The 19,517-nt window shown below is 61.2% G+C and carries 20 protein-coding genes and 1 tRNA gene; 13 read left to right on the top strand and 8 right to left on the bottom strand.

Translation table 11 applies throughout. The annotated features are described in order from the left end of the window. Positions 1-33 precede the first annotated feature (33 nt). Entirely contained in the window at positions 34-1,668 is a 1,635-nt protein-coding gene (locus tag AArc1_RS04365; protein WP_117363219.1) for an acyl-CoA synthetase, read from the bottom strand. Between the two features lie 130 nt (positions 1,669-1,798). Then, a complete protein-coding gene (locus AArc1_RS04360; protein ID WP_117363218.1) occupies positions 1,799-2,575 on the bottom strand; it encodes an enoyl-CoA hydratase/isomerase family protein in 777 nt (258 codons plus the stop codon). A 368-nt stretch (positions 2,576-2,943) separates the two neighbouring features. Here AArc1_RS04360 and AArc1_RS04355 point away from each other — a divergent pair, with 368 nt between their 5' ends. From AArc1_RS04355 to AArc1_RS18920, 3 genes are read left to right on the top strand one after another with little or no spacing between them, the layout of a single operon-like run. Then, positions 2,944-3,240, top strand: a complete 297-nt coding sequence (locus AArc1_RS04355; RefSeq protein WP_117363217.1) for a hypothetical protein — start codon at positions 2,944-2,946, stop codon at positions 3,238-3,240. Continuing rightward, a complete protein-coding gene (locus tag AArc1_RS04350; RefSeq protein WP_117363216.1) occupies positions 3,233-4,909 on the top strand; it encodes a sodium:solute symporter family transporter in 1,677 nt (558 codons plus the stop codon). The genes AArc1_RS04355 and AArc1_RS04350 overlap by 8 nt, the downstream gene beginning before the upstream one ends. 16 nt (positions 4,910-4,925) lie before the next feature. Next, positions 4,926-5,090, top strand: a complete 165-nt coding sequence (locus AArc1_RS18920; RefSeq protein ID WP_186336646.1) for a hypothetical protein — start codon at positions 4,926-4,928, stop codon at positions 5,088-5,090. Positions 5,091-5,182: 92 nt separating this feature from the next. Here the strand turns inward: AArc1_RS18920 and AArc1_RS04345 are convergent, their stop codons facing one another. Together AArc1_RS04345 and AArc1_RS04340 are read right to left on the bottom strand one after the other, a co-directional pair. Continuing rightward, positions 5,183-5,617, bottom strand: a complete 435-nt coding sequence (locus tag AArc1_RS04345) for a universal stress protein (RefSeq protein WP_117363215.1) — start codon at positions 5,615-5,617, stop codon at positions 5,183-5,185. A gap of 149 nt (positions 5,618-5,766) precedes the next feature. Continuing rightward, positions 5,767-6,198 (bottom strand): universal stress protein, encoded by a 432-nt coding sequence (locus AArc1_RS04340; protein ID WP_117363214.1) that lies wholly within the window; start codon positions 6,196-6,198, stop codon positions 5,767-5,769. 299 nt (positions 6,199-6,497) lie between these two features. Between AArc1_RS04340 and AArc1_RS04335 the strand changes: the two genes are divergently transcribed. Further along, entirely contained in the window at positions 6,498-8,198 is a 1,701-nt protein-coding gene (locus tag AArc1_RS04335) for a methylmalonyl-CoA mutase family protein (protein WP_117363213.1), read from the top strand. A 99-nt stretch (positions 8,199-8,297) separates the two neighbouring features. Here the strand turns inward: AArc1_RS04335 and AArc1_RS04330 are convergent, their stop codons facing one another. Then, positions 8,298-8,795: a GNAT family N-acetyltransferase gene (locus AArc1_RS04330; protein ID WP_117363212.1), complete on the bottom strand. Its 498-nt coding sequence runs from the start codon at positions 8,793-8,795 to the stop codon at positions 8,298-8,300. Between the two features lie 126 nt (positions 8,796-8,921). Between AArc1_RS04330 and AArc1_RS04325 the strand changes: the two genes are divergently transcribed. Beyond that, positions 8,922-9,338: a cobalamin B12-binding domain-containing protein gene (locus AArc1_RS04325; RefSeq protein ID WP_117363211.1), complete on the top strand. Its 417-nt coding sequence runs from the start codon at positions 8,922-8,924 to the stop codon at positions 9,336-9,338. Continuing rightward, positions 9,335-10,417, top strand: a complete 1,083-nt coding sequence (gene meaB / locus AArc1_RS04320; protein ID WP_117363210.1) for a methylmalonyl Co-A mutase-associated GTPase MeaB — start codon at positions 9,335-9,337, stop codon at positions 10,415-10,417. The genes AArc1_RS04325 and meaB overlap by 4 nt, the downstream gene beginning before the upstream one ends. Before the next feature lie 57 nt (positions 10,418-10,474). On the opposite strand, the gene AArc1_RS04315 is transcribed toward meaB, so the two are convergent. Further along, entirely contained in the window at positions 10,475-11,617 is a 1,143-nt protein-coding gene (locus AArc1_RS04315) for an acyl-CoA dehydrogenase (RefSeq protein WP_117363209.1), read from the bottom strand. A gap of 112 nt (positions 11,618-11,729) precedes the next feature. Here AArc1_RS04315 and AArc1_RS04310 point away from each other — a divergent pair, with 112 nt between their 5' ends. From AArc1_RS04310 to AArc1_RS18915, 3 genes are all read left to right on the top strand, one after another. Continuing rightward, positions 11,730-12,197, top strand: a complete 468-nt coding sequence (locus AArc1_RS04310) for a MaoC/PaaZ C-terminal domain-containing protein (RefSeq protein ID WP_117363208.1) — start codon at positions 11,730-11,732, stop codon at positions 12,195-12,197. Positions 12,198-12,936: 739 nt separating this feature from the next. Further along, entirely contained in the window at positions 12,937-14,409 is a 1,473-nt protein-coding gene (gene purF / locus AArc1_RS04305; RefSeq protein WP_117363207.1) for an amidophosphoribosyltransferase, read from the top strand. Between the two features lie 282 nt (positions 14,410-14,691). Further along, positions 14,692-14,850 (top strand): hypothetical protein, encoded by a 159-nt coding sequence (locus tag AArc1_RS18915; protein ID WP_186336645.1) that lies wholly within the window; start codon positions 14,692-14,694, stop codon positions 14,848-14,850. A 37-nt stretch (positions 14,851-14,887) separates the two neighbouring features. Here AArc1_RS18915 and AArc1_RS04300 read toward each other — a convergent pair whose 3' ends face one another. Then, the gene (locus tag AArc1_RS04300; RefSeq protein WP_117363206.1) at positions 14,888-15,451 is read right to left on the bottom strand and encodes a DUF420 domain-containing protein; all 564 of its coding nucleotides are present in this window, start codon (positions 15,449-15,451) and stop codon (positions 14,888-14,890) included. A 244-nt stretch (positions 15,452-15,695) separates the two neighbouring features. Next, a tRNA-Leu gene (locus AArc1_RS04295) sits at positions 15,696-15,780 on the bottom strand. 143 nt (positions 15,781-15,923) lie between these two features. On the opposite strand from AArc1_RS04295, the gene AArc1_RS04290 reads away from it, so the two are divergent. From AArc1_RS04290 to AArc1_RS04275, 4 genes are all read left to right on the top strand, one after another. Further along, positions 15,924-16,451 carry a helix-turn-helix domain-containing protein gene (locus tag AArc1_RS04290; RefSeq protein ID WP_117363205.1) on the top strand — a complete coding sequence of 176 codons (528 nt, stop codon included), beginning with the start codon at positions 15,924-15,926 and terminating at the stop codon, positions 16,449-16,451. A gap of 75 nt (positions 16,452-16,526) precedes the next feature. Continuing rightward, on the top strand, positions 16,527-17,432 hold the full coding sequence (locus AArc1_RS04285; protein WP_117363204.1) for an alanyl-tRNA editing protein: 906 nt from the start codon (positions 16,527-16,529) through the stop codon (positions 17,430-17,432). A gap of 119 nt (positions 17,433-17,551) precedes the next feature. Beyond that, positions 17,552-18,202, top strand: a complete 651-nt coding sequence (locus AArc1_RS04280) for a bifunctional 4-hydroxy-2-oxoglutarate aldolase/2-dehydro-3-deoxy-phosphogluconate aldolase (RefSeq protein WP_117363203.1) — start codon at positions 17,552-17,554, stop codon at positions 18,200-18,202. A gap of 177 nt (positions 18,203-18,379) precedes the next feature. Further along, entirely contained in the window at positions 18,380-19,447 is a 1,068-nt protein-coding gene (locus AArc1_RS04275; RefSeq protein WP_117363202.1) for a glucose 1-dehydrogenase, read from the top strand. Positions 19,448-19,517 lie beyond the last annotated feature (70 nt).

The raw sequence follows: 19,517 nt of genomic DNA, 5'->3' as shown, positions 1-19,517 counted from the left end.
ACGCGAAAAGTAAGACCGGGTCTGCGCCCCCGATTAGTCGTGCTTTTCTTGTTCTTGCTGGCGCAGTTCGACGCGGCGGATCTTGCCACTCGAGGTTTTGGGGAGTTCGTCGACGAACTCGATCCGGCGCGGATACTTGTAGGGTGCCGTCTGTTCTTTCATGAACTCCTGAAGCTCGTCTTTGAGTTCGTCACTGCCGTCGTAGCCCTCGTTGAGAATGACGTAGGCCTTGACGACGCTGCCGCGTTCGTCGTGTGGGCTGTCGACGGCGGCTGCTTCGGCGACCGCGTCGTGAGTGACCAGCGCGTCTTCGACCTCGAACGGGCCGATACGGTAGCCAGAGGAGATGATGATGTCGTCGGCGCGGCCTTCGAAGAAGAAGTAGCCGTCCTCATCACGCGAGGCGAGGTCGCCGGTGCGGTAGTACTCGCCGGAGAGTTTCTGCTCGTCGAGTTCTGGTTTCTCGAAGTACCCGTCGAAGATGGCCGGCGAGTCGACCGGAACGGCGATTTCGCCGATTTCACCCGGCTCGACCTCTTTTTCTTCGTCTACTTCGATAATGGTGGCACCGACTCCCGGCGTCGGCTTGCCCATGCTGCCGATCTCGACGTCGATGCCCGGGTAGTTGGTCACGAGCGCGACCGTCTCGGTCTGCCCGTACCCGTCCCGTGGCGTGACACCCCAGGCGTCCTGGATGCGCTCGATCGGCTCGCGGTTGAGCGGTTCGCCTGCTGAAAGCGTGTCGTTGAGCTGGACGTCGTACTCCTCGAGGTCGGCGTTTGCGAACATCCGATACTGCGTGGGGACGGCACAGAGCTTCGTGACGCCTTCGTCTTCCATGATCTCGAGGAACGTCTCGACCTCGAAGTCGCCGTCGTAGATGAGCTGGGTGGCACCCGTCGTGATGCCGACCCCGACCGGGCTCCAGAACCACTTCGCCCAGCCAGTCCCTGTCGTTGCCCACAGCAACTCGTCTTCGAGGTCCGTGTCTTCGTCGATCCCCCACCAGTATGGCGCGTTGATTTGGTTGAAACAGTACTGCCAGCGGTGTTTGTGCAATACTGGCTTTGGCTGACCGGTCGTACCGCTGGTGTAGTTGATCGACATCGGGTCCTCAGCAGAGAGGTCGGGACCGTCGTACTCGGTCGGCTCCCCCTCACTGACCGACTCGTAGGTCATCCAGCTGTCGTCTTCGAGATCACTCTCATCGCCGTCGAGGACGATCACGCGCTCGAGTGGCGTCTCGTCGATGACCGGCTCGACCATGTCCGTGAGCGATTCGTGGACGACGATCGTCGTCGCCTCACAGTCGTTCGAGCGGAACTCGATGTCTTTTGCCCGCAGCATCGACGAACAGGGGACCAACAGTGCGCCCGTCGAGAGCGCACCGAGCTGAATCGCGAACGCCTCCGGGTGACGCGGGAACAAGTGCATGACACGGTCGCCTTTGCCGACGCCGAGTTCCTCGAGGCCGTTTGCGAATCGGTTCTTGTCGTCGCGGATGTCGCTGTATGTACGCTCCGTTCGGACCCCGTCATCGTCGAGGAAGTGGACGGCGACGCGGTCGCCGAACGCCTCGGCGTGTGACTCGACAGTCGACGTAACTGTGTACGACTCTGGGATCCCCCATTCGAACTCCTCAACTTCGCTGTCGTAATCTACACCCATATCTCCCAAATCATTTTATTGCCGCTTTAATGTTTTGTTGTACATGTTCTATTCTCCTGGTTACGGAAGACACATACCGACAGCAAGTCGATACCGAGTGACATGAAGGTGGGTAGGAGTGACCGGACCGTCACGTCTCCCACTCTGGCTCGCGACCCGAGAGGAACGCATCGATCCCCTCCGCCGCGTCCGACGTCGCACAGACGGCCGCAAACCGCTCGTTCGAGTACTCGAGCGCCGTACGATACGGCATGTTCGCCATCTCGTAGTAAGCCTGTTTGCCCAGTTGAACGGCAGTTGGACTCTTGTCGGTAATCGCACTCGCGAGCTCGACGGCAGCGTTTATGTGTTCGCCCGCAGGGACGACGCGGTTGAGGATTCCCCACTCGAGTGCGGTATCGGCGTCGATGAGTTCGCCGGTCAACAGCAACTCGAGACAGCGCTTCTCGGTCACTGACCGCATCAACGGTACTGCAGGACCCATACAGAAGAGTCCGACTTTTGGCGCAGTCGCACCGAACTGCGTCCCCTCGGCGGCGACGGCGAGATCCGCAGCGGCGACGAGCCCCAGTCCGTTCGCGACGGCATAGCCGTGTGCCGCTGTGATAACCGGCGTTCCCATCTTTGCGATGGTTGTAAACGGCGTTTCCATGCGCGCGACCCACTGTTCGTACGCAGCCTCGGAATCGTGTGTATCGTGTTCGGTTACGTCGATCCCCATCGAAAAAGCGTCTCCGGCCCCGGAGACGACGATCGCTCGAACGTCGTCGTCGTCCTCGAGCGTGGTCAGGGCTTCGTCGAGTTCGATGGCCAGTTCCGACGTGAACGTGTTCATCGAGTCGGGCCGCTCGAGCCTGAGGAACCCGACGTGCTCGTCGGTCTCGATGCTAATTGTTTTTCGTTGCATTCGTTTGCCCCATCGTCGGAAGCGTACAAACGTGTTGTCATGCGAGTGATCGTCTCACAGCGAGTGTGGGCGTAATTCGTCTCTGGCCAGTGTGTCGATAGCTCCCGACTCGTCGAAGACGGGGGCTGACTGGCGTCGACGATGTGGCTGCGTTTCTGTACAGCCGTCGTCAGCGATAGTAGCCGCTGCACGTCAGTGCGTACCTGCCCGCCAGACGGATCGGCGATCAGTGTGTGACTCGGTGCAGTTGTTACTATGTTCCCTCACGAAATCTACTCTAGGCCGTATATATGTGTTTGGAATTATATAATGATCTTCTCGAGGTAACTCCCATAATTATTTAATAGCCGGAATAAGATGTGGCCTATATGCAGACGCATACCAAAGAGGCATTGGCAACGGTAGGTGCGTTTCTGGCGCTCTCTGCCGTCATACACGGGGGTATCTGGTTCACGATGTTCGGGACGCCCGACTTCAGAGTCCTCGGGTTCCCGTTTCATTACTTCTGGCTGGTTGCGGGTGGACCAGCAACGATGTTCGTCCTGTACTGGGGGTACTACCGGTACGTCACCAGTTCGATCATGGACGAGAAAGCACAGATGAAAGCCGCCGCAGGAGAGGCGGCTCCGGCGGAAGTCGCCGAGGCAGGTGATAGCGATGATTAGTCCGCTCGAGGTAGCGCCTGCAGAGGACTATCCGTTCCAGACGACGTTCGATACGTTGTTGGCCCCGCTGTTTTTCATCGCGATCACCTTCGTCGCGTACTATGCGATCAGCTACGTGATGAAAAAGCGGATCCAGGGGACCGACGACTACATGGTCGCTGGCAGGACGATCGGCCCGTTCGTCAACGGCTCGGCGATCTCGGCGACGTGGGAGAGTTTAGCGACGTTTATGGGTGTCATCGCTCTGATGGTGCAGGTCCAGATCCCGTTTCTCGCGATGTGGACGAACTTCCTGCTGTCGATCCCGCTGATCGTCATCCTCTACGGACAGACGCTCCGTCGGCTGGGATCGTACACGCCAGCGACGTTCTGTAAGGACCGGTATGGCAACTCGATGTCCGTCGTGATGGCGCTGCTCATCGTCTTCGTGATGTTGATGTATGCGCTCGGCCAGTTCATCGGTCTCGCACAGATCGCGGAGATCCTCTTCGGGTGGGATTACACTCTCTCGCTGTTCGTCATCGCGGCGCTCGTCACCGGATACGTCGTCATATCCGGAATGTGGGGTGTTTCGTACAACTCCGCACTGCAGTTCTGGCTCATGCTAACGGCAGCGTTCTTCCCGATGATGCTGGTGCTCAACCAGCTCGGATCGACTGGCTGGTTCTTCCCGCCGCTTGGCTACGGTGACCTCGTCCCGGAGATGGAGGCCGCCCAGCCCGGCTTCTTCGACATGACGTTCGACACCCGCTGGTACTTCGCGATGTTCCTGGCGATGGCACTGGGGCCGATCGGGATGCCCCACCTCGCACAGCGCATCTTCACCAGCCGTGACGTCGAGGCTGGCCGAAAGACGGTGTTCTGGTTCGTCGCCGTCAGTGCCCTGATGTTCGCGACCGTCTACGCCGTCGCGTTCGCGGGCGTCATGTGGCTCACCCAGGAGGGGCTTATCGACACGGTCGACGAGGCCGACTTCGACAAGATGATCTTCTACCTGAACTTCGCGTTCGGTGGCGATACGATCACTGGCTACGTGGTCGCCGGTGCCGTTGCAGGCGGTCTCTCGACCGTCAGCGGCCACATGCTCGCGATCAGTGCCGCCGTCGCCAACGACGTCATCGAGGCGTTCGAACTCGAGATCACGGAAGACCGTAAGACGCAGTTCGGCTACGCGTCCGTCATCGGTGCCGGACTCGTCATCGCGCTCATCGCGCTGAACCCGCCAGCGTTCCTCGTCGTCAGTATCCTGTGGGCGTTTGCGATCAGTGCCGCCGCGATCACGCCCGTGATCGTTCTTGGCGTCTGGTCGGCCCGCGTGAACCGCTACGGGGCGATCGCGTCGAGTATCGTCGGTTTCGTCACCGTCATCGTCCTTTCGCCGCACGCGTTTGGTGGGATCGGCGCTGGTGGTGAGGGACTGACGGCCGACCTCGGGATCGACGCGATCATGATCGCGTTCCCGCTGTCGATGCTGACGTTCATCGTCGTCTCGCTCGTCGCCGAGCGCATCGACTCTCTCGGTGTCGACCCCGAGTCTAACCGTGCTTTGATCAACGAGATGCACGGCTACCCCGACGACGACGTCGAACGCTTTACGAGTGCTATGCCACTTATCATCCTGGCACTGTTGATGCTCCCGATCCTCTGGTGGGGCATCCAGCCCTGGTAATCGGGGAGTTCAACTTATGAAACTCTTCGGAACACTGCTCGGGACCGCCCTCTGGCTACTCATCGGTATCGGAACGGCCGCACTCGCCGTCTCGAACGAGAACCGGATCACCGGCGTGATCGCGATTGGCTGGATCATGCTGGCCGTGTTCAGCTACTACGAGTACCACAAGGCCGACTGACTGCGGCCGCTGGTCGCAACTGTCCGCCGTGGCCGGTTCGTCCCTTGTTCGACACCGATTCGCGGGCGACCTCGAGACGCGAGGTCCCGTCCTCACTCGTCCATCAACAACACGATCGGGCGCTGACTCTCGAGCATCACCGACTGGGTGACGCTTCCGAACAACGCTTTCCCGGTCGGACTCTGGCGCCGGCTACACATCACGATGACGTCGGCGACGATCTCCTCGGCGACCGCGAGAATGCGTTTTGGGGGATCGCCGTACTCGTATCGCTTCTCGACCGAGGCACCGTGGTTCTCGAGGATCTCGTAGGCGACGTCCACGCTTTCCGGTGCGACGGACTGATCCGGCTGCCCCTCCGTCGTGTTGATCTCTGCTTCGGTGAACCAGGGCTGTTGTTTCTTCTCGGAGACGCTCAGCAAGACGACGTTGAGTTCGTCGCTTTTACCGGGTAACGACGTAACGACGTTCGCTGCTCGCCTCGCTCGCGTTTCGCTCTCGTCGACTGGCACCAGTGCTGTATACATGGTACCATCTACCTTGTCATCGGGGATATGGTTTATTCAGCCTCGGGTGACCGTCCGGAACAGCAACGCTCTGGAGTCGACTCAACTGGTACACTCTGCACGGAGCGTCGTCGAAAAGACCTGCGTAGCTGGCGAGTCGAACCCGACGGTCAGTCGCTCATCAGGACGGTCACAGGCCGGTCCGTGTTGAGCAAGACGGACTGGGTAATGCTCCCGAACAGGACCTTCCCGGTTGCGCTCTTCTGTCGTCCACTCATGATGATGCTGTCGGCGTCGACGTCGTCGGCGACCTCGAGAATGCATTCGGTGACGTCACCTTCTTCAAGACGGGTTTCGACGGCGACGCCCGCCTCCTCGAGGAGCTGATAGGCCGCGTTCGTGCTGTCGGGAAGTGACGGTTCCGAGGCTCCGTCCGCTCGCTGGGCTTCGAACTCCTGGAGCCAGGGCTGTTTCGTTGACTCGGAGACGTTCAACAACAGTACGGCTTTCTCCTCGGTGCTGCCGGGAAGCTCGAGAACGGTGTTTGCCGCCCGTTCTGCACGAGTTTCGCTCTCGTCGATCGGTAATAAAAACGTGTGCATACGTAATTCTCGCCTGGTTGGTACTTAATGATTGTGGATATCTACCACTCGGCGGGTATCAACAGGTGTCTCGACGACGAAACTCGGCGGCCGTCTCGCGGTGTCCGGTCCGCTCCCGGTCCGGCTGTCTCTCCCGGTCCAGCGGGCCAACCGTTCGTTCCAATCCAGCCGGTAGACTGCCAGTTTCGGTCCGATGAGGCGCTCGAGCCCGGTGTACACACGCCCGGCCAATCATACGTGATCAATTATCCGGGTGGCAATAACAAGACTTTAGAATCCTGGCATAGATAATCATACTAATGTTTGACGAGCAAGAGCTGGCGGATATCCGTGAGCAACGGGAGCAGTGGGAGACGGAATCGCTCGAGCCGATCCTCGAGCGCCACGGCGAACGTCAGGATCGATTCGCGACGGTCTCGAATCTCGAGGTTGACCGGCTCTACACCCCGGAGGACATCGCCGATCTCGATTTCGAGGAGGAGCTCGGCTTTCCCGGTGAACCACCGTACACCAGAGGCCCGTACCCGACGATGTATCGTGGGCGGACCTGGACGATGCGCCAGTTCGCCGGCTTCGGGACCGCAGAAGAGACCAACGAGCGATTCCACTACCTGATCGACCAGGGTCAGACCGGTCTCTCGACGGCGTTCGACATGCCCTCCCTGATGGGACTCGACTCCGATCATCCGATGAGCGAGGGCGAAGTCGGAAAAGAAGGGGTCGCCGTCGATACGCTGGCCGACATGGAGATCCTGTTCGACGGCATCGACATCGGTGAAGTGTCGACGTCGTTTACGATCAATCCCTCCGCCGCCGTCATCTATGCGATGTACGTCGCTCTCGCCGACCAGCAAGGTGTTCCACGCGACAAAATCAGGGGGACGCTCCAGAACGACATGTTAAAGGAGTTCATCGCACAGAAGGAGTGGGTCGTCCCGCCGGAGCCGTCGCTCAAAGTCGTCACCGACACCATCGAGTTCGCCGTCGACGAGACGCCGAAGTTCCACCCGGTCTCCATCTCGGGCTATCACATCCGTGAGGCGGGATCGACGGCCGCCCAGGAAGCGGCGTTCACCCTCGCCGACGGTTTCGCCTACGTCGAAGACAGCATCGACCGCGGGCTCGACGTCGACGAGTTCGGGCCGTTGCTCTCGTTTTTCTTCAACTCACACAACTCGATCTTCGAGGAGATCGCGAAGTTCCGTGCGTCACGTCGCATCTACGCCCACGTGATGGAAGAGTGGTACGGAGCCGAACGGTCCGAATCCAAGCGGCTCAAGTTCCACACCCAGACGGCCGGCCAGTCGCTGACTGCCCAGCAACCGCTCAACAACATCGTCCGCGTCACGATCCAGGCGCTGGCGGGCGTCCTTGGCGGCACGCAGTCGCTGCACACCAACAGCTTCGACGAGGCGCTCGCGCTGCCCAGTGAGAAGGCTGTCCGCGTCGCCTTACGCACCCAACAGATCATCGCCGAAGAGTCCGGCGCAGCCGACATCGTCGACCCGATGGGCGGCAGCTTCGCGATCGAGACGCTGACCAATGAGATGGAAGCCGAGATCATGGGCTACCTCGAGGAGATCAAGGAGATGGGCGACGGTTCCGTCCGCGACGGCGTTCTCGAGGGAATCGACCAGGGCTACTACCACCGCGAGATTCAAGAATCCAGCTACGAGTATCAACAACGCGTCGAACGCGGCGAGGAAGTGGTCGTCGGCGTCAACGAGTACACCATCGAGGAGGACACCTCGCCGGAGATCCTCCACATCGACGAGACGACCCGCGACCGCCAGCTGAACAGACTCGAGTCGGTCAAAGCCGACCGAGACGACGAGGACGTCGACGCGACGCTCGAGGCGCTCTCTGCGGCCATCGAGTCCGAAGAAAACGTCATGCCGTACATCATCGACGCGGTGAAAGCGTACGCGACGATGGGCGAGATCATGCAGATCTTCGAAGATCACCACGGTGCCTACCGCGAGGAGATCAGCCCCGTCTGACCGACGCCCCGCCGTTCCGCCTTACTCGTCGACGACCGATACGACTGCAGAACGCGTCTCCGGCCGACGACACACGACCTATCCGGAGGCCGGTTACCGCTATCCCTCTCGATCGAGCGTGTACGTACACTCGACGTAGCTTTCTCTTCCGATCTGGATCTGCTGTGTGTCGGTTTTCTCGAAGCCGAACCCCCGGTAAAAGGCGTTCCCGAGGTCGTTTTTCTCGAGGACCATCGCCTTGATCCGTTCGACGCCGATGTCGAACAGTCGATCGCGCGTCGCCTCGAGCAGGTCGGAGCCGATTCCCACACCGCGGTGGTCGGGGTCGACGTAGACGCGCAGGATGTTTCCGTCCGTCTCGTCGACGTCCCAGGTCGCGTGAGCGAAGCCGACGATCCCTTCGTCGCGTTCGACGACGAGCATGAGCGCACGCGACCAGATGATCGAATCTTCGATCCGTCGGTCTGCGTACCAGTCATCGAGACCCTCCTGGATCGACTCTCGGCTCAGGATGTCAGGATAGTCCGCCGTCCAGGAGCGTTCTGCGACCTCTCGGATCGCGTCGACGTCGTCGGTGGTTGCGTCGCGTACTGCCATGTGGTATCATTGACCTACGTGGCAGTAATTGTTTCCTCGAGCAGGATCGGTCGCTGTCGACGACTCGTCTATTCAGCCGTCCGGACGTTCCGTTAGAGTCATGGGTGCCCGCGAAAATCCTGAGTCATGAGTCGTGAGGACACCCAACGGACAATTCGTTGTATGGTCGCAAAAGTCGGACTCGATGGCCACGACCGTGGCGCTCATGTCATCGCGCGGGCGTTCCGCGATGCCGGCTTCGAAGTGATCTACTCCGGGCTTCATAAGGCACCCGACGAAATCGTTCAGGCTTCGGTTCAGGAGGACGTCGACGTGCTGGGTATCTCCATCCTCTCGGGCGCCCACGACACCCTGGTCCCCAAGATCATGGACGGCCTCGAGGAGTACGACGCCAAAGACGACACGCTCGTGCTGGTCGGTGGTGTTATTCCCGAGGAGGACCGCCCTGGGCTGGAAGAACAGGGGGTCGCCGAAATCTTCGGCCCCGGAACGTCGATCGAAGACATCGTCGAATTCGTCCGTGAGAACGCCCCAGAACGATGACCGACGACGACGAACGACTACTCACCGAACTGCTCGAGGGCAAACACCGGGCGCTCGCCCGTGTCATCTCGAAGATCGAGAACCACTCGCCGGGCTATCGAGATCTGGTCTCGCAACTCCACGCCCACACTGGCGATGCGGACGTCATCGGGATCACCGGCTCGCCCGGAGCCGGCAAGTCGACGCTCGTCGACAAGCTCGCGAAGACCTACCGTGATCGGGGCCACACCGTCGGCGTTATCGCGATCGACCCCTCTTCGCCGTTTACCGGCGGTGCCGTTCTCGGCGACCGGATCCGGATGGCATCGAACGTCGGCGATATGGACGTCTTCTTCCGGTCGATGTCCGCCCGTGGCTCGCTCGGCGGCCTCTCGACGGCGACGACCGACGCCGTCCGTGCGCTCGATGCGTTCGGCAAGGACAAGATCATCATCGAGACGGTCGGCGCCGGCCAGAACGAGATCGACATCGTCAAAACCGCCGACACGGTCGCGGTGCTCGTTCCGCCGGGATCGGGCGACGACATCCAGATGCTCAAAGCCGGTATCCTCGAGATCGCCGACGTCTTCGTCGTGAACAAAGCCGACAAAGACGGCGCCGACATGACGGTCACAGAGCTCCGGGAGATGATTATGGTGGCGAGCGACGCGCCGGATACGGGCCACCACGGCCCCGACGCGATGGCCGACTACGACCTCGACCTCGACGGCACGGGCGAAGACGACTGGACGCCGCCGATCGTCGAGACGGTGGCCACCGACGCGGCGGGCGTCGACGACCTGCTCGAGACGTTCGACGACCACGTCTCGTGGCTGGCCGAGACGGGCGAACTCCAGAATTCGGCCCGGAAGCGGTACGCCGAGGAGATCCGAACGCTGCTGCGTGAAGACACCGCGGAACTCCTCGCCGACGAACTCGAGGCCCGTGGCGGACTCGAGGCGTACGTCGACGCCGTCGTGGCAAAAGAGAGCGACCCGTACACGATCGCCGACGAGGTTCTCGAGCCGTTCGAGACGTGTCTCGGCGAGTTACGAGCGGAGGGCCGGGCAACTGTTGGGAACGACGGCCAACCCAACTGATCGACGCGAAAAAGGCGATGTAACCGTCTCTGTGGCCGACACCGTTCGACTGCGTCGTCAGTTCAGCAGTTGTGCGGCGATCGTGTTTCGCAACACTTCGCTGGTTCCCTCGTAGATCTCGTTGAGTTTGGCGTCGCGGTAGAACCGCTCGGCCGGGAAGTCTTTGGTGTAGCCGTAGCCACCGTGGATCTGGATCCCCTCGTTTGCGACTTCGCGTGAGACCTCGCTGGCGTACAGTTTCGCCTGTGCAGCCTCCTTGATGAAGTTCTCGCCGCGAATCTTCTTGTCCGCCGCAGAGTGCATGAGCAGCCGTGCAGCACGCGTTTTCGTATCCATGTCCGCGAGTTTGTGCTGAATTGCCTGGAATTCGCCGATGGACTGACCGAACTGTTCGCGCTCGTTGGCGTACGAGACGGCTTCGTCAAGTGCGGCCTGGGCGATACCGACCGAACGGGCAGCGATGGTGATGCGACCCCCGTTTAACGTCTTCAGTGCCTGGACGAAGCCGTCACCTTCCTCGCCGAGCAGGCGATCTTCGGGCACCCACAGGTCGTCAAAGCGGAGTTCGGCGGTCGGACAACCCTTGTCGCCGAGTTTGTCCTCAGTACCCTCCACGATGAACCCGTCGTCCTCGTCGGGACGGACGATAAACGACGAGATGCCTTTGTTGCCGGCATCGGGGTCGGTTTTGGCGAACACCGTGACGGTGTCTGCGACCGAGCCGTTCGAGATCCAGAGCTTCTCGCCGTTGATCAGGTAGCCGTCGCCGTCTTTCTCGGCCGTCGTCACCATCGAGGGGACGTCACTACCGGCGCTGGCTTCCGAGAGAGCGAACGCGCCGATGTCAGTGCCCTCTGCCAGTGGCGTAAGGTATTCTTCTTTCTGGGTTTCGTCCCCGAACGCATAGACCATGTTGCCGGCGAGCGAAATGTGGGCGGCGACGATCGTTCCGAGGCCGCCGGAGCCGCGAGAGATCTCCTCGAGGGCGGCCGGGTACGCGTGGTAGTCGAGACCGGCCCCGCCGTACTCTTCGGGGAACGGCATCCCCATCAGGCCGAGTTCGGCGAGTTCGTCGACGAGGTCGTGTGGGAACTCGTCTTCTTTGTCGATCTCCTCGGCCACCGGGACGATCTCTTCGTCGACGAAATCGCTGACCATCTCGGCGATCTGTCGCTGCTCGTCTGTGAGTTGGAAGTCCATACGCCGAGATTCGTCCGGTGATCCTATAGATGTTCCTCTCTGTGACTGGGGATGGCGTGCCAACTGGCGGTTCGTACCAAGGTATATGTGATCGCTCGAATAGACAGGGGACATGGCATACAGTTACGAGCCACACTCCTTCGAGGAGTTCGAGGTCGGCCAGGTGTTCGAATCGCCCGGCAGAACGATGACCGAAACGGACGTGGTGATGTACGCTTCGATCAGCAGCGACTGGAACGAACTCCACGCAAACGAGCAGTTCGCTCGAGAGCGCGACTTCGGCGAACGCATCGTCCACGGTCCGATGACCTTCGTCCAGGCGATCGGGATGCTCATGCGGATCGGCGTCCTCGAGCGAACGGCCTACGCGTTCCTGGGGATGAACGCGATGGACCTTCCCAACCCGGTCTTCATCGGCGATACGATCTCGCTCGAAGTCGAAGTCGCCGAGAAACGGGTGCTCGAGAGTCGCGATGACGTCGGCCTCGTCGTCTTCGACACGACGGTGACGACCCAAGATGAGACTGTGGTGTTCCAGGGCGATATGAAGTTCTTCGTCGTCAAACGTTCGGAATCGTAACGAGGTGGCTCGGACGAAGACATCTCGTGAGGACGGCCCCGCCGTGTGCCACTCGAACGCACACGCTGCGACTGTTCACCTCGAAGACGGCACGACCTGTCAATACCTGTCTAAGTAGTATACTATATAGCTAAGCTCTGACTCGTCTTTGCCGAATATTCGCCAGCACCTCGGGCGAAGTGTCGTTCGACGGCGATTCGATCAAAACAGACAGGTGCGCTTTAATGGCTTTAACGCAGCCCTTGGCAGCTATTGTGTCTCGAAACGGCCGCAACCGGATTGATTCTTCGTGGCTTTGTACTACTGTTGTTTCTATGAACATCGCAATGTATGTAAATAATTTTAGAATATATTTCGCTGGAAAGCACATATCTTTGACCAGAGTGATTTCCCAGACCTGTCAAGGCCGTCTAAAGCGTCGTTAACACCAGACTGTCGCTATATAGCAATACATAGTCTCGACCGAGGGATTCCTCGCGCGTGCATCCGGAACCCACGCTGGTCCGATACGACCGGCACCCGGCACACTCGCTATCGCGTCCGTCGGTCGCCGTGTGCTCAAGTCGGTACTCGAGGCCGTGTACGGGAGCGCTACGACCACCCATAGCTATTCAAGAACGTGCACATATTTTACGTCTCGTGCCGGATGAGAAAGCACAAACACGGGGATTTTTATCGACTCGGCGCTCTACTGACTCCCATGACTGATGGGCGGGGCGAGACTCCCCGGCGAACAGGGATGACCGAAAAGTGTGGCGTCGTCGGCGTCTCACTGGACGGTCGAGAGGCGGCACGACCGTTGTATTACGCGCTCTATGCACTCCAGCATCGCGGCCAGGAGTCTGCCGGGATCGTCACTCACGACGGGTTCCAGCAACACAGCCACGTCGAGATGGGACTCGTCGGGGAGGCGTTCGAGGAGGGCGACCTCGACGTCCTCAAGGGCGGGGCCGGGATCGGTCACGTCCGGTATCCGACTGCCGGTTCCGTCGACTCCTCGTGTGCACAGCCGTTTTCCGTCTCGTTCAAAAGCGGCTCACTCGGGTTGAGCCACAACGGTAACCTCGTCAACGCCGACGAGATTCGCGAAGAACTCGCTGCACTCGGTCACGCCTTTACCAGCGACGGCGACACCGAGGTTATCGCCCACGATCTCGCACGCAACCTGCTCGAGGAGGATCTCGTACGCGCGGTCAAGCGCACGATGCAGCGCATCCACGGCTCGTACGCGCTGACGATCTGTCACGACGACACCGTCATCGGCGTCCGCGATCCGGTCGGCAATCGCCCGCTTTGTATCGGTGAGCTCGAGGACGGCTACATGCTCGCGTCCGAATCGGCGGCGATCGACACGCTCGACGGTGAACTCGTCCGCGACGTTCGACCGGGCGAACTGGTCGTCTTGCAGGCAGATGGCGACGGATTCGACTCGTATCAGTTGCTCGAGCGCGAACAGACGGCCCATTGTTTCTTCGAGCACGTCTACTTCGCGCGCCCGGACAGTATCGTCGACGAGACGCTCGTCTACGAGGCCCGTCGTAGTCTCGGTCGCAAGCTCTGGGAGGAAAGCGGCGTCGAAACGGACGTCGTGATGCCGGTTCCCGACTCGGGTCGAGCGTTCGCCTCCGGGTACGCTGATGCAGCGTCAGAGACGACGGCTGACGGCGAGTCTCGAGCCGAAAACGACGACGGCGTCGAGTTCGCAGAGGGGTTGATGAAAAACCGCTACGTCGGCCGCACGTTCATCATGCCGACGCAGGACGAGCGTGAACGCGCCGTTCGGTTGAAGCTCAACCCGATCAAGTCCACGATCGAGGGCAAGACCGTCACCGTCATCGACGACAGCATCGTCCGCGGCACCACCTCGACCCAGCTCGTCCAGCTGCTCAAAGACTGTGGGGCTGAAGAGGTCCACGTCCGGATCGGCGCACCGGAGATCGTCGCTCCCTGTTACATGGGCATCGACATGGCCACCCGCGAGGAACTGATCGCCTCGGACAAGACGACCGACGAAATCCGCGAGACGATCGACGCGGACAGTCTCGCTTACCTCTCGACGGAGGCGATTGCCGAGGTTCTCGGCACGGAGCGAATCGATCTCTGTCTCGGGTGTGTCACCGGCGAATACCCATTCGACATCGACGGTGAAGCGACCGACCGGGACGTGACTCGCCCCGATCTCGGCGGAAAGACGCTCCACGCAGACGACTGATACGGAAAGCGATGACTGGGTATCGGTGAGCGAAGGTCCCGTGCGTGCGCTCACCGGAGAACTCATCGAACCCCGTCTGGTACCGATGTGCTGACCCGTCCAACCACAACCGTGTCTCGAGTGAACCAGCGCTGACGTCCAACAGGCCGACGTGCTCGAGACGCTCCGGTCGGTTCGCCCCCGTTTAACGCCGCCGTGGTTGCTATCGTTTCCACCAAGGCCCGGTCGGTTCCGACGGCTCGATCGCATACATTCATTTTGTGTCGGCCCGTTCACACGACCATGGACCTCCGCAAAACGCTCTCCGATGTCGGCGACTTCCTCGAGGGCGACGACATGACCGGTCGGGAGGCAGCTATCGTCGTCGCCGTCTGGATGGGAGTGACCGCGCTATTCGGGCTCGTATTCTTTCTCGTCGTGTTCGTATTCATGGGGTTTTGATCCCTGTTGGCGGACACAACGTGCGACCGTGCGGTCCTCAGTAGACGACGTACAACAGCACGTAGACGGCGATTCCCAGCGTAAACGAGATCAGCCAGAGGCTCGCAGCGAGCCGGCCAAAGCGAGCGTGGCTCGTCCGACGCAGCTCCTCGATGGGGTGGGCAAACGCCAGCAAGATCACGTAGTACACCAGCGGGACGCAGACGACCGCGAGGAAGATGTGGACGGCGAGCAGCGGCAGATAGACGAACTGGTAGATCGCGTCCGGACCAGGAAATGGCTGGGGTCCACCCATCGCGATCAGCCGGTAGAGATAGAACACGAGGAACGCCGCGAACAGCCCAAACGAGGCGATCATCGCGATACGGTGGCGCTCGACCTCACCGCGGCGAATCGCACGCCACCCCAGTGTGATCGTCGCGATGGCTGCCACGCTGATCGCAACGTTCAGGTGCGGAATCAGATCGAGCATCCACGCAGGCGCGCCCGGCACCGCAGACTGGGGGATCTGCCCACCTGCGGCCGCGAAAACGATCACGAGCGATACGACGCTCAAGATTGCCGTTAGCGGACCGACGCGTTCTCGAGGAACGTACTCCATATCTCGAGGTTCGACCGGCGCGGGAAAGCCGTTACTGTCTCCAGATTTCCCTCCATCGGTGATATCTGCGGCGGACACTCACGGGCATCGAGGTGCTCGACGACGACGTCGTCTCGCCCGTTAGGGCGTCGACCAATGCCGAGCGGTCGCTCTTGGAATGTGGTTTTCGTAGAAGTTATGCGTGGGTGATGTCCACGAAGGGAGATCACCTGCATCGTAAGTGGCGGGTTTTCCGCCCATGCGATGCGTGGGACCGGATTTGAACCGGCGGACCCCTACGGGACAGCGCCCTCAACGCTGCGCCGTTGGCCTGGCTTGGCTACCCACGCTCGCAGTCTCTTTCTGTCTTTCCGCACTCAACCGTACCCATCGGGGTTACAAAAGCCCTTTCTTTTCCGTCGGTGTCTGCACCCAGGTCACACGGGACTGGGTAGAACGGAGAGTTGAAATGCGTCAGTTGCCAAAGGCTACCATGGCTAAGTATTCGACGGGGTCGTCCGCCGGAGGTGGCGGGACGAACTGCGAACTCTGTGGTGCCGAAAGCAACCGGCTCGAGCTCGCGTCCGTCGCGGGTGCCGAGCTCGAGGTCTGTCCGGACTGTGCGCCACACGACGACAGCCGGAAGTCCGGCCCCGACCGGGGGAAACGAAGCTCCCAGGACGACGAACCCGGCCTGGACGACGAACAGCGCCGAAAGAAGAAAGCAGCACAGAACGTCGCGAAGGCGAACCCGGTCTGGGACGGTGACTCCGAACACTGGGAAGCCGAGGGGACGAACTACGACGACGATCCGCTTCCGTATCTCGTCTCGGAGTACGGCGACGTCGTCGTCGAGGCACGCCAGGAGGCGGGCCTCCAGCGCGAGGAACTCGCCGAGGAACTCGGCATCCGCGAGCAGGAGGTTCTCGCCGTCGAACAGGGCAGAGCCACGCAGGCGGGGATCGGTGGCGGACTGATCGAGGCCCTCGAGGACCGCCTCGACGTAACGCTCGCGGAGTAAGTGGGCGACGACGCACGACAGCGAAATCCGGCAGCGGCGAGCAGACTTTTAGTGGCTGCCGAGAGACCTCAATCGATGATCGGGCAACGGGCAGCAACAGAGCCGTACGTCACGCGATTCGAGACCGAAGTGACGGCGATCGACGGACGGCGCGTCTGGCTCGAGTCCAGTTACTTCTACGGCGAGCGCGGTGGACAGCCGGCTGACCACGGCGCGATTGGCGGCGTCGACGTCACCGACGTCCGGTTCGAAGCCGGCGAACCAGTTCACTCTCTCGCCGAAGAGCCGTCGTTCAAGGTGGGCCATCGCGTGCTGTGTTCGATCGACTGGTCGTTCCGGATGTACTGCATGCGGGCACACACCGCGAGTCACGTCCTCTATGGAGCCGCTCGACGGCTCCTCGAGAATCTCGACTACGCGGGAATCGACATCGACGAACGGCGGGTCCGAATCGACCTCGAGACGTCGACGACGATCGATGACGAAATCCTGCTCGAACTCGACGAGCGCGTCAGCCGCGTCGTCTGGGAATCGAGGCGGGTCTCGTGGGACGACGTGCCGGCAGCTGAAGCTCGCAACCGCGAAGAGGTCGCGTTCAGCGAGGCGATCGACGAAGATGCGCTTGCGAATGGACGGGTCAGGCTCGTGACAATCAGGGGTGAAAACGACACCGGAAGCGGCTCACGCCCGGGGTTTGGCAACGGTGCGACCGTCACCGTCTCGGGTGGAAACGGCTCACAAGAGCCGTGGGACGTCACCGCCTGTGGCGGCACGCACGTACGGAACACGCGCGAAATCGGCCCCGTCACGGTGCTCGGTTGCTCGACCCGAGACGACGGCGTCACTGGGATCGAACTCGCGGTTGGCCCCGCGGCGATCGAACGTCGCACGATCGAAAAACGGATCACTTTGGATGCCAGCCGAATCCTCGAGACGCCAGTCGCGGACGTCCCGGACGAACTCCAGCGCTCGCTCGAGTGAAGCCGTTCACCATTTCGTTCACTTTCGCTGACTATTTTCAAATAAAATTACTCGGAAGTGAGTTTTGCTTTCCTAAGTAGACAACGCTCTTGAACGCAGGGCTCGAACGCCGAGCCAGTATGTCAACGAGTCTGGTTCGCGATCGAATCGTCGAAAGCGGGGTAATCGCGGTGCTTCGCGGCGTAGACGAAGACGACGTCGTTCCAGTTGCACGGGCGATCCACGACGCCGGCGTCGACGCCCTGGAGGTCACAGCCGACGGAACACGGGCGATCGAAAAGATCGCGGCCATCGACCGTGAACTCGAGGGGACTGAGGCGGTCGTTGGCGCGGGGACGGTTCTCGACGCGACGACCGCGCGGGCCGCGATCGACGCGGGCGCACAGTTCGTCGTCTCGCCGCATACGTCGTGTGAGGTGATCGAAACGTGCAACCGACAGCGGGTGCTTGCAGCGCCAGGTGTTCTGACACCGACGGAGGCGGTAACCGCGATGGAAGCCGGGGCAGACGTCCTGAAACTGTTTCCAGCGGGAACCGTCGGACCGAATCACATCAGCGCGATCCGGGGACCGCTCGGCGACATCGACGTCATCCCCACCGGCGGCGTGGACGCCGACAACGTGGGTGAGTACCTCGAGGCCGGGGCCGTCGCCGTCGGTGCAGGTAGCGCGCTCGTCGATTACGACGCGATCGACGACGGTGACATGGACCGCGTCCGCGAAACTGCCGCGGCGTTCGTCGAGGCCGTCACCGACGCTCGAGCCGAGTAACGCTGTCGACACCGTCGCGATTCGGTCGCCTGAGTCAGTTCTGGGTGGAGCATGAGTTCTCGCCGTCCTTGGAAACGTGCCACCCAGGAGATAAGTACTGGTTGTCAGTCGAGCGTCACTCAATAATTTACTACAACATGGGTAAATCTTTTAGCCATGGGCTGCGTTCCCGTCAGTATGAAAGCGATCGCCGTCGAACCGGGGGCGGGAACGCCCACGGTGATCGACATCCCTCGACCGGAACCGGGGCCGGGCGAGGCTCTCGTTCGGACGCTACGAGTCGGTGTCGACGGAACCGATCACGAAGTCATTGCGGGCCACCACGGCGACGTCCCCGTCGGTTCGGATCGACTCGTTCTCGGCCATGAAGCGGTCGGCGTCGTCGAAGACCCGAACGGCACCGATCTCGAGGATGGTCAGTACGTGGTCCCGACGGTCCGGCGACCGCCCAACGGGACCAATGCGTATTTCGACCGCGGCGAACCCGACATGGCTCCGGACGGCGAATACGTCGAGCGCGGCATCGTCGGTGCACACGGCTTCATGGCCGAATACATCACCAGCCCTGCCGAGTCTCTCGTTCCAATCCCCGAAGAACTCGCACCGCTTGGGTTTCTCGTCGAGCCGATCAGTATCACCGAGAAAGCCATCGAACACGCCGTCGCCTCCCGGTCGGCGTTCGAGTGGGAACTCGAGTCGGCGCTCGTCCTGGGCAACGGTTCGCTCGGCCTGCTCACGTTGGCGATGCTCGAGACGGTATTCGACGTCGAACGGACGTACTGTCTGGGCCGCAGGGATCGCCCGGACCCGACAATCGATCTGATCGAAGAGCTGGGCGCAACGTACGTCGATTCCCGAGAAACGCCGGTTCCCGAGATTCCCGACACGTACGAACCGGTCGACTTCGTCTACGAGGCGACGGGCTATGCGAAACACGCCGTCGAGACGGTCGACGCCCTCGCACCCAACGGCGTCGGTGTGCTGCTCGGTGTTCCCGAACCCTGGACGTTCGAGGTCGATGGGGGACGACTCCACCGGGAGCTCGTCTTACACAACAAGGCACTGGTCGGCACCGTCAACTCCCATCGAGGCCACTTCGAGTCGGCCATCGACACCTTGTCACAGCTTCCGGCGTGGTTCACCGACGCCCTCGTCACGGGTGTCTACGGCCTCGAAGACGCTGAGGCGGCGTTCGACACCGCCGATGGAGTTATCAAGACGGCCGTCGAGTTCGACGGCATCTAACGGATGTCCCACCGTCGCTGCTTGACACCACACACTCGGGGCGTCCGAGCGTCGTCTAGCGCTTCCGATG

This window comes from Natrarchaeobaculum sulfurireducens (assembly GCF_003430825.1).
In the GTDB taxonomy this organism is placed as follows: domain Archaea; phylum Halobacteriota; class Halobacteria; order Halobacteriales; family Natrialbaceae; genus Natrarchaeobaculum; species Natrarchaeobaculum sulfurireducens.
The sequence above is the reverse complement of the archived record's forward strand: the minus strand, read 5'-3'. Positions and strand labels throughout refer to the sequence as shown.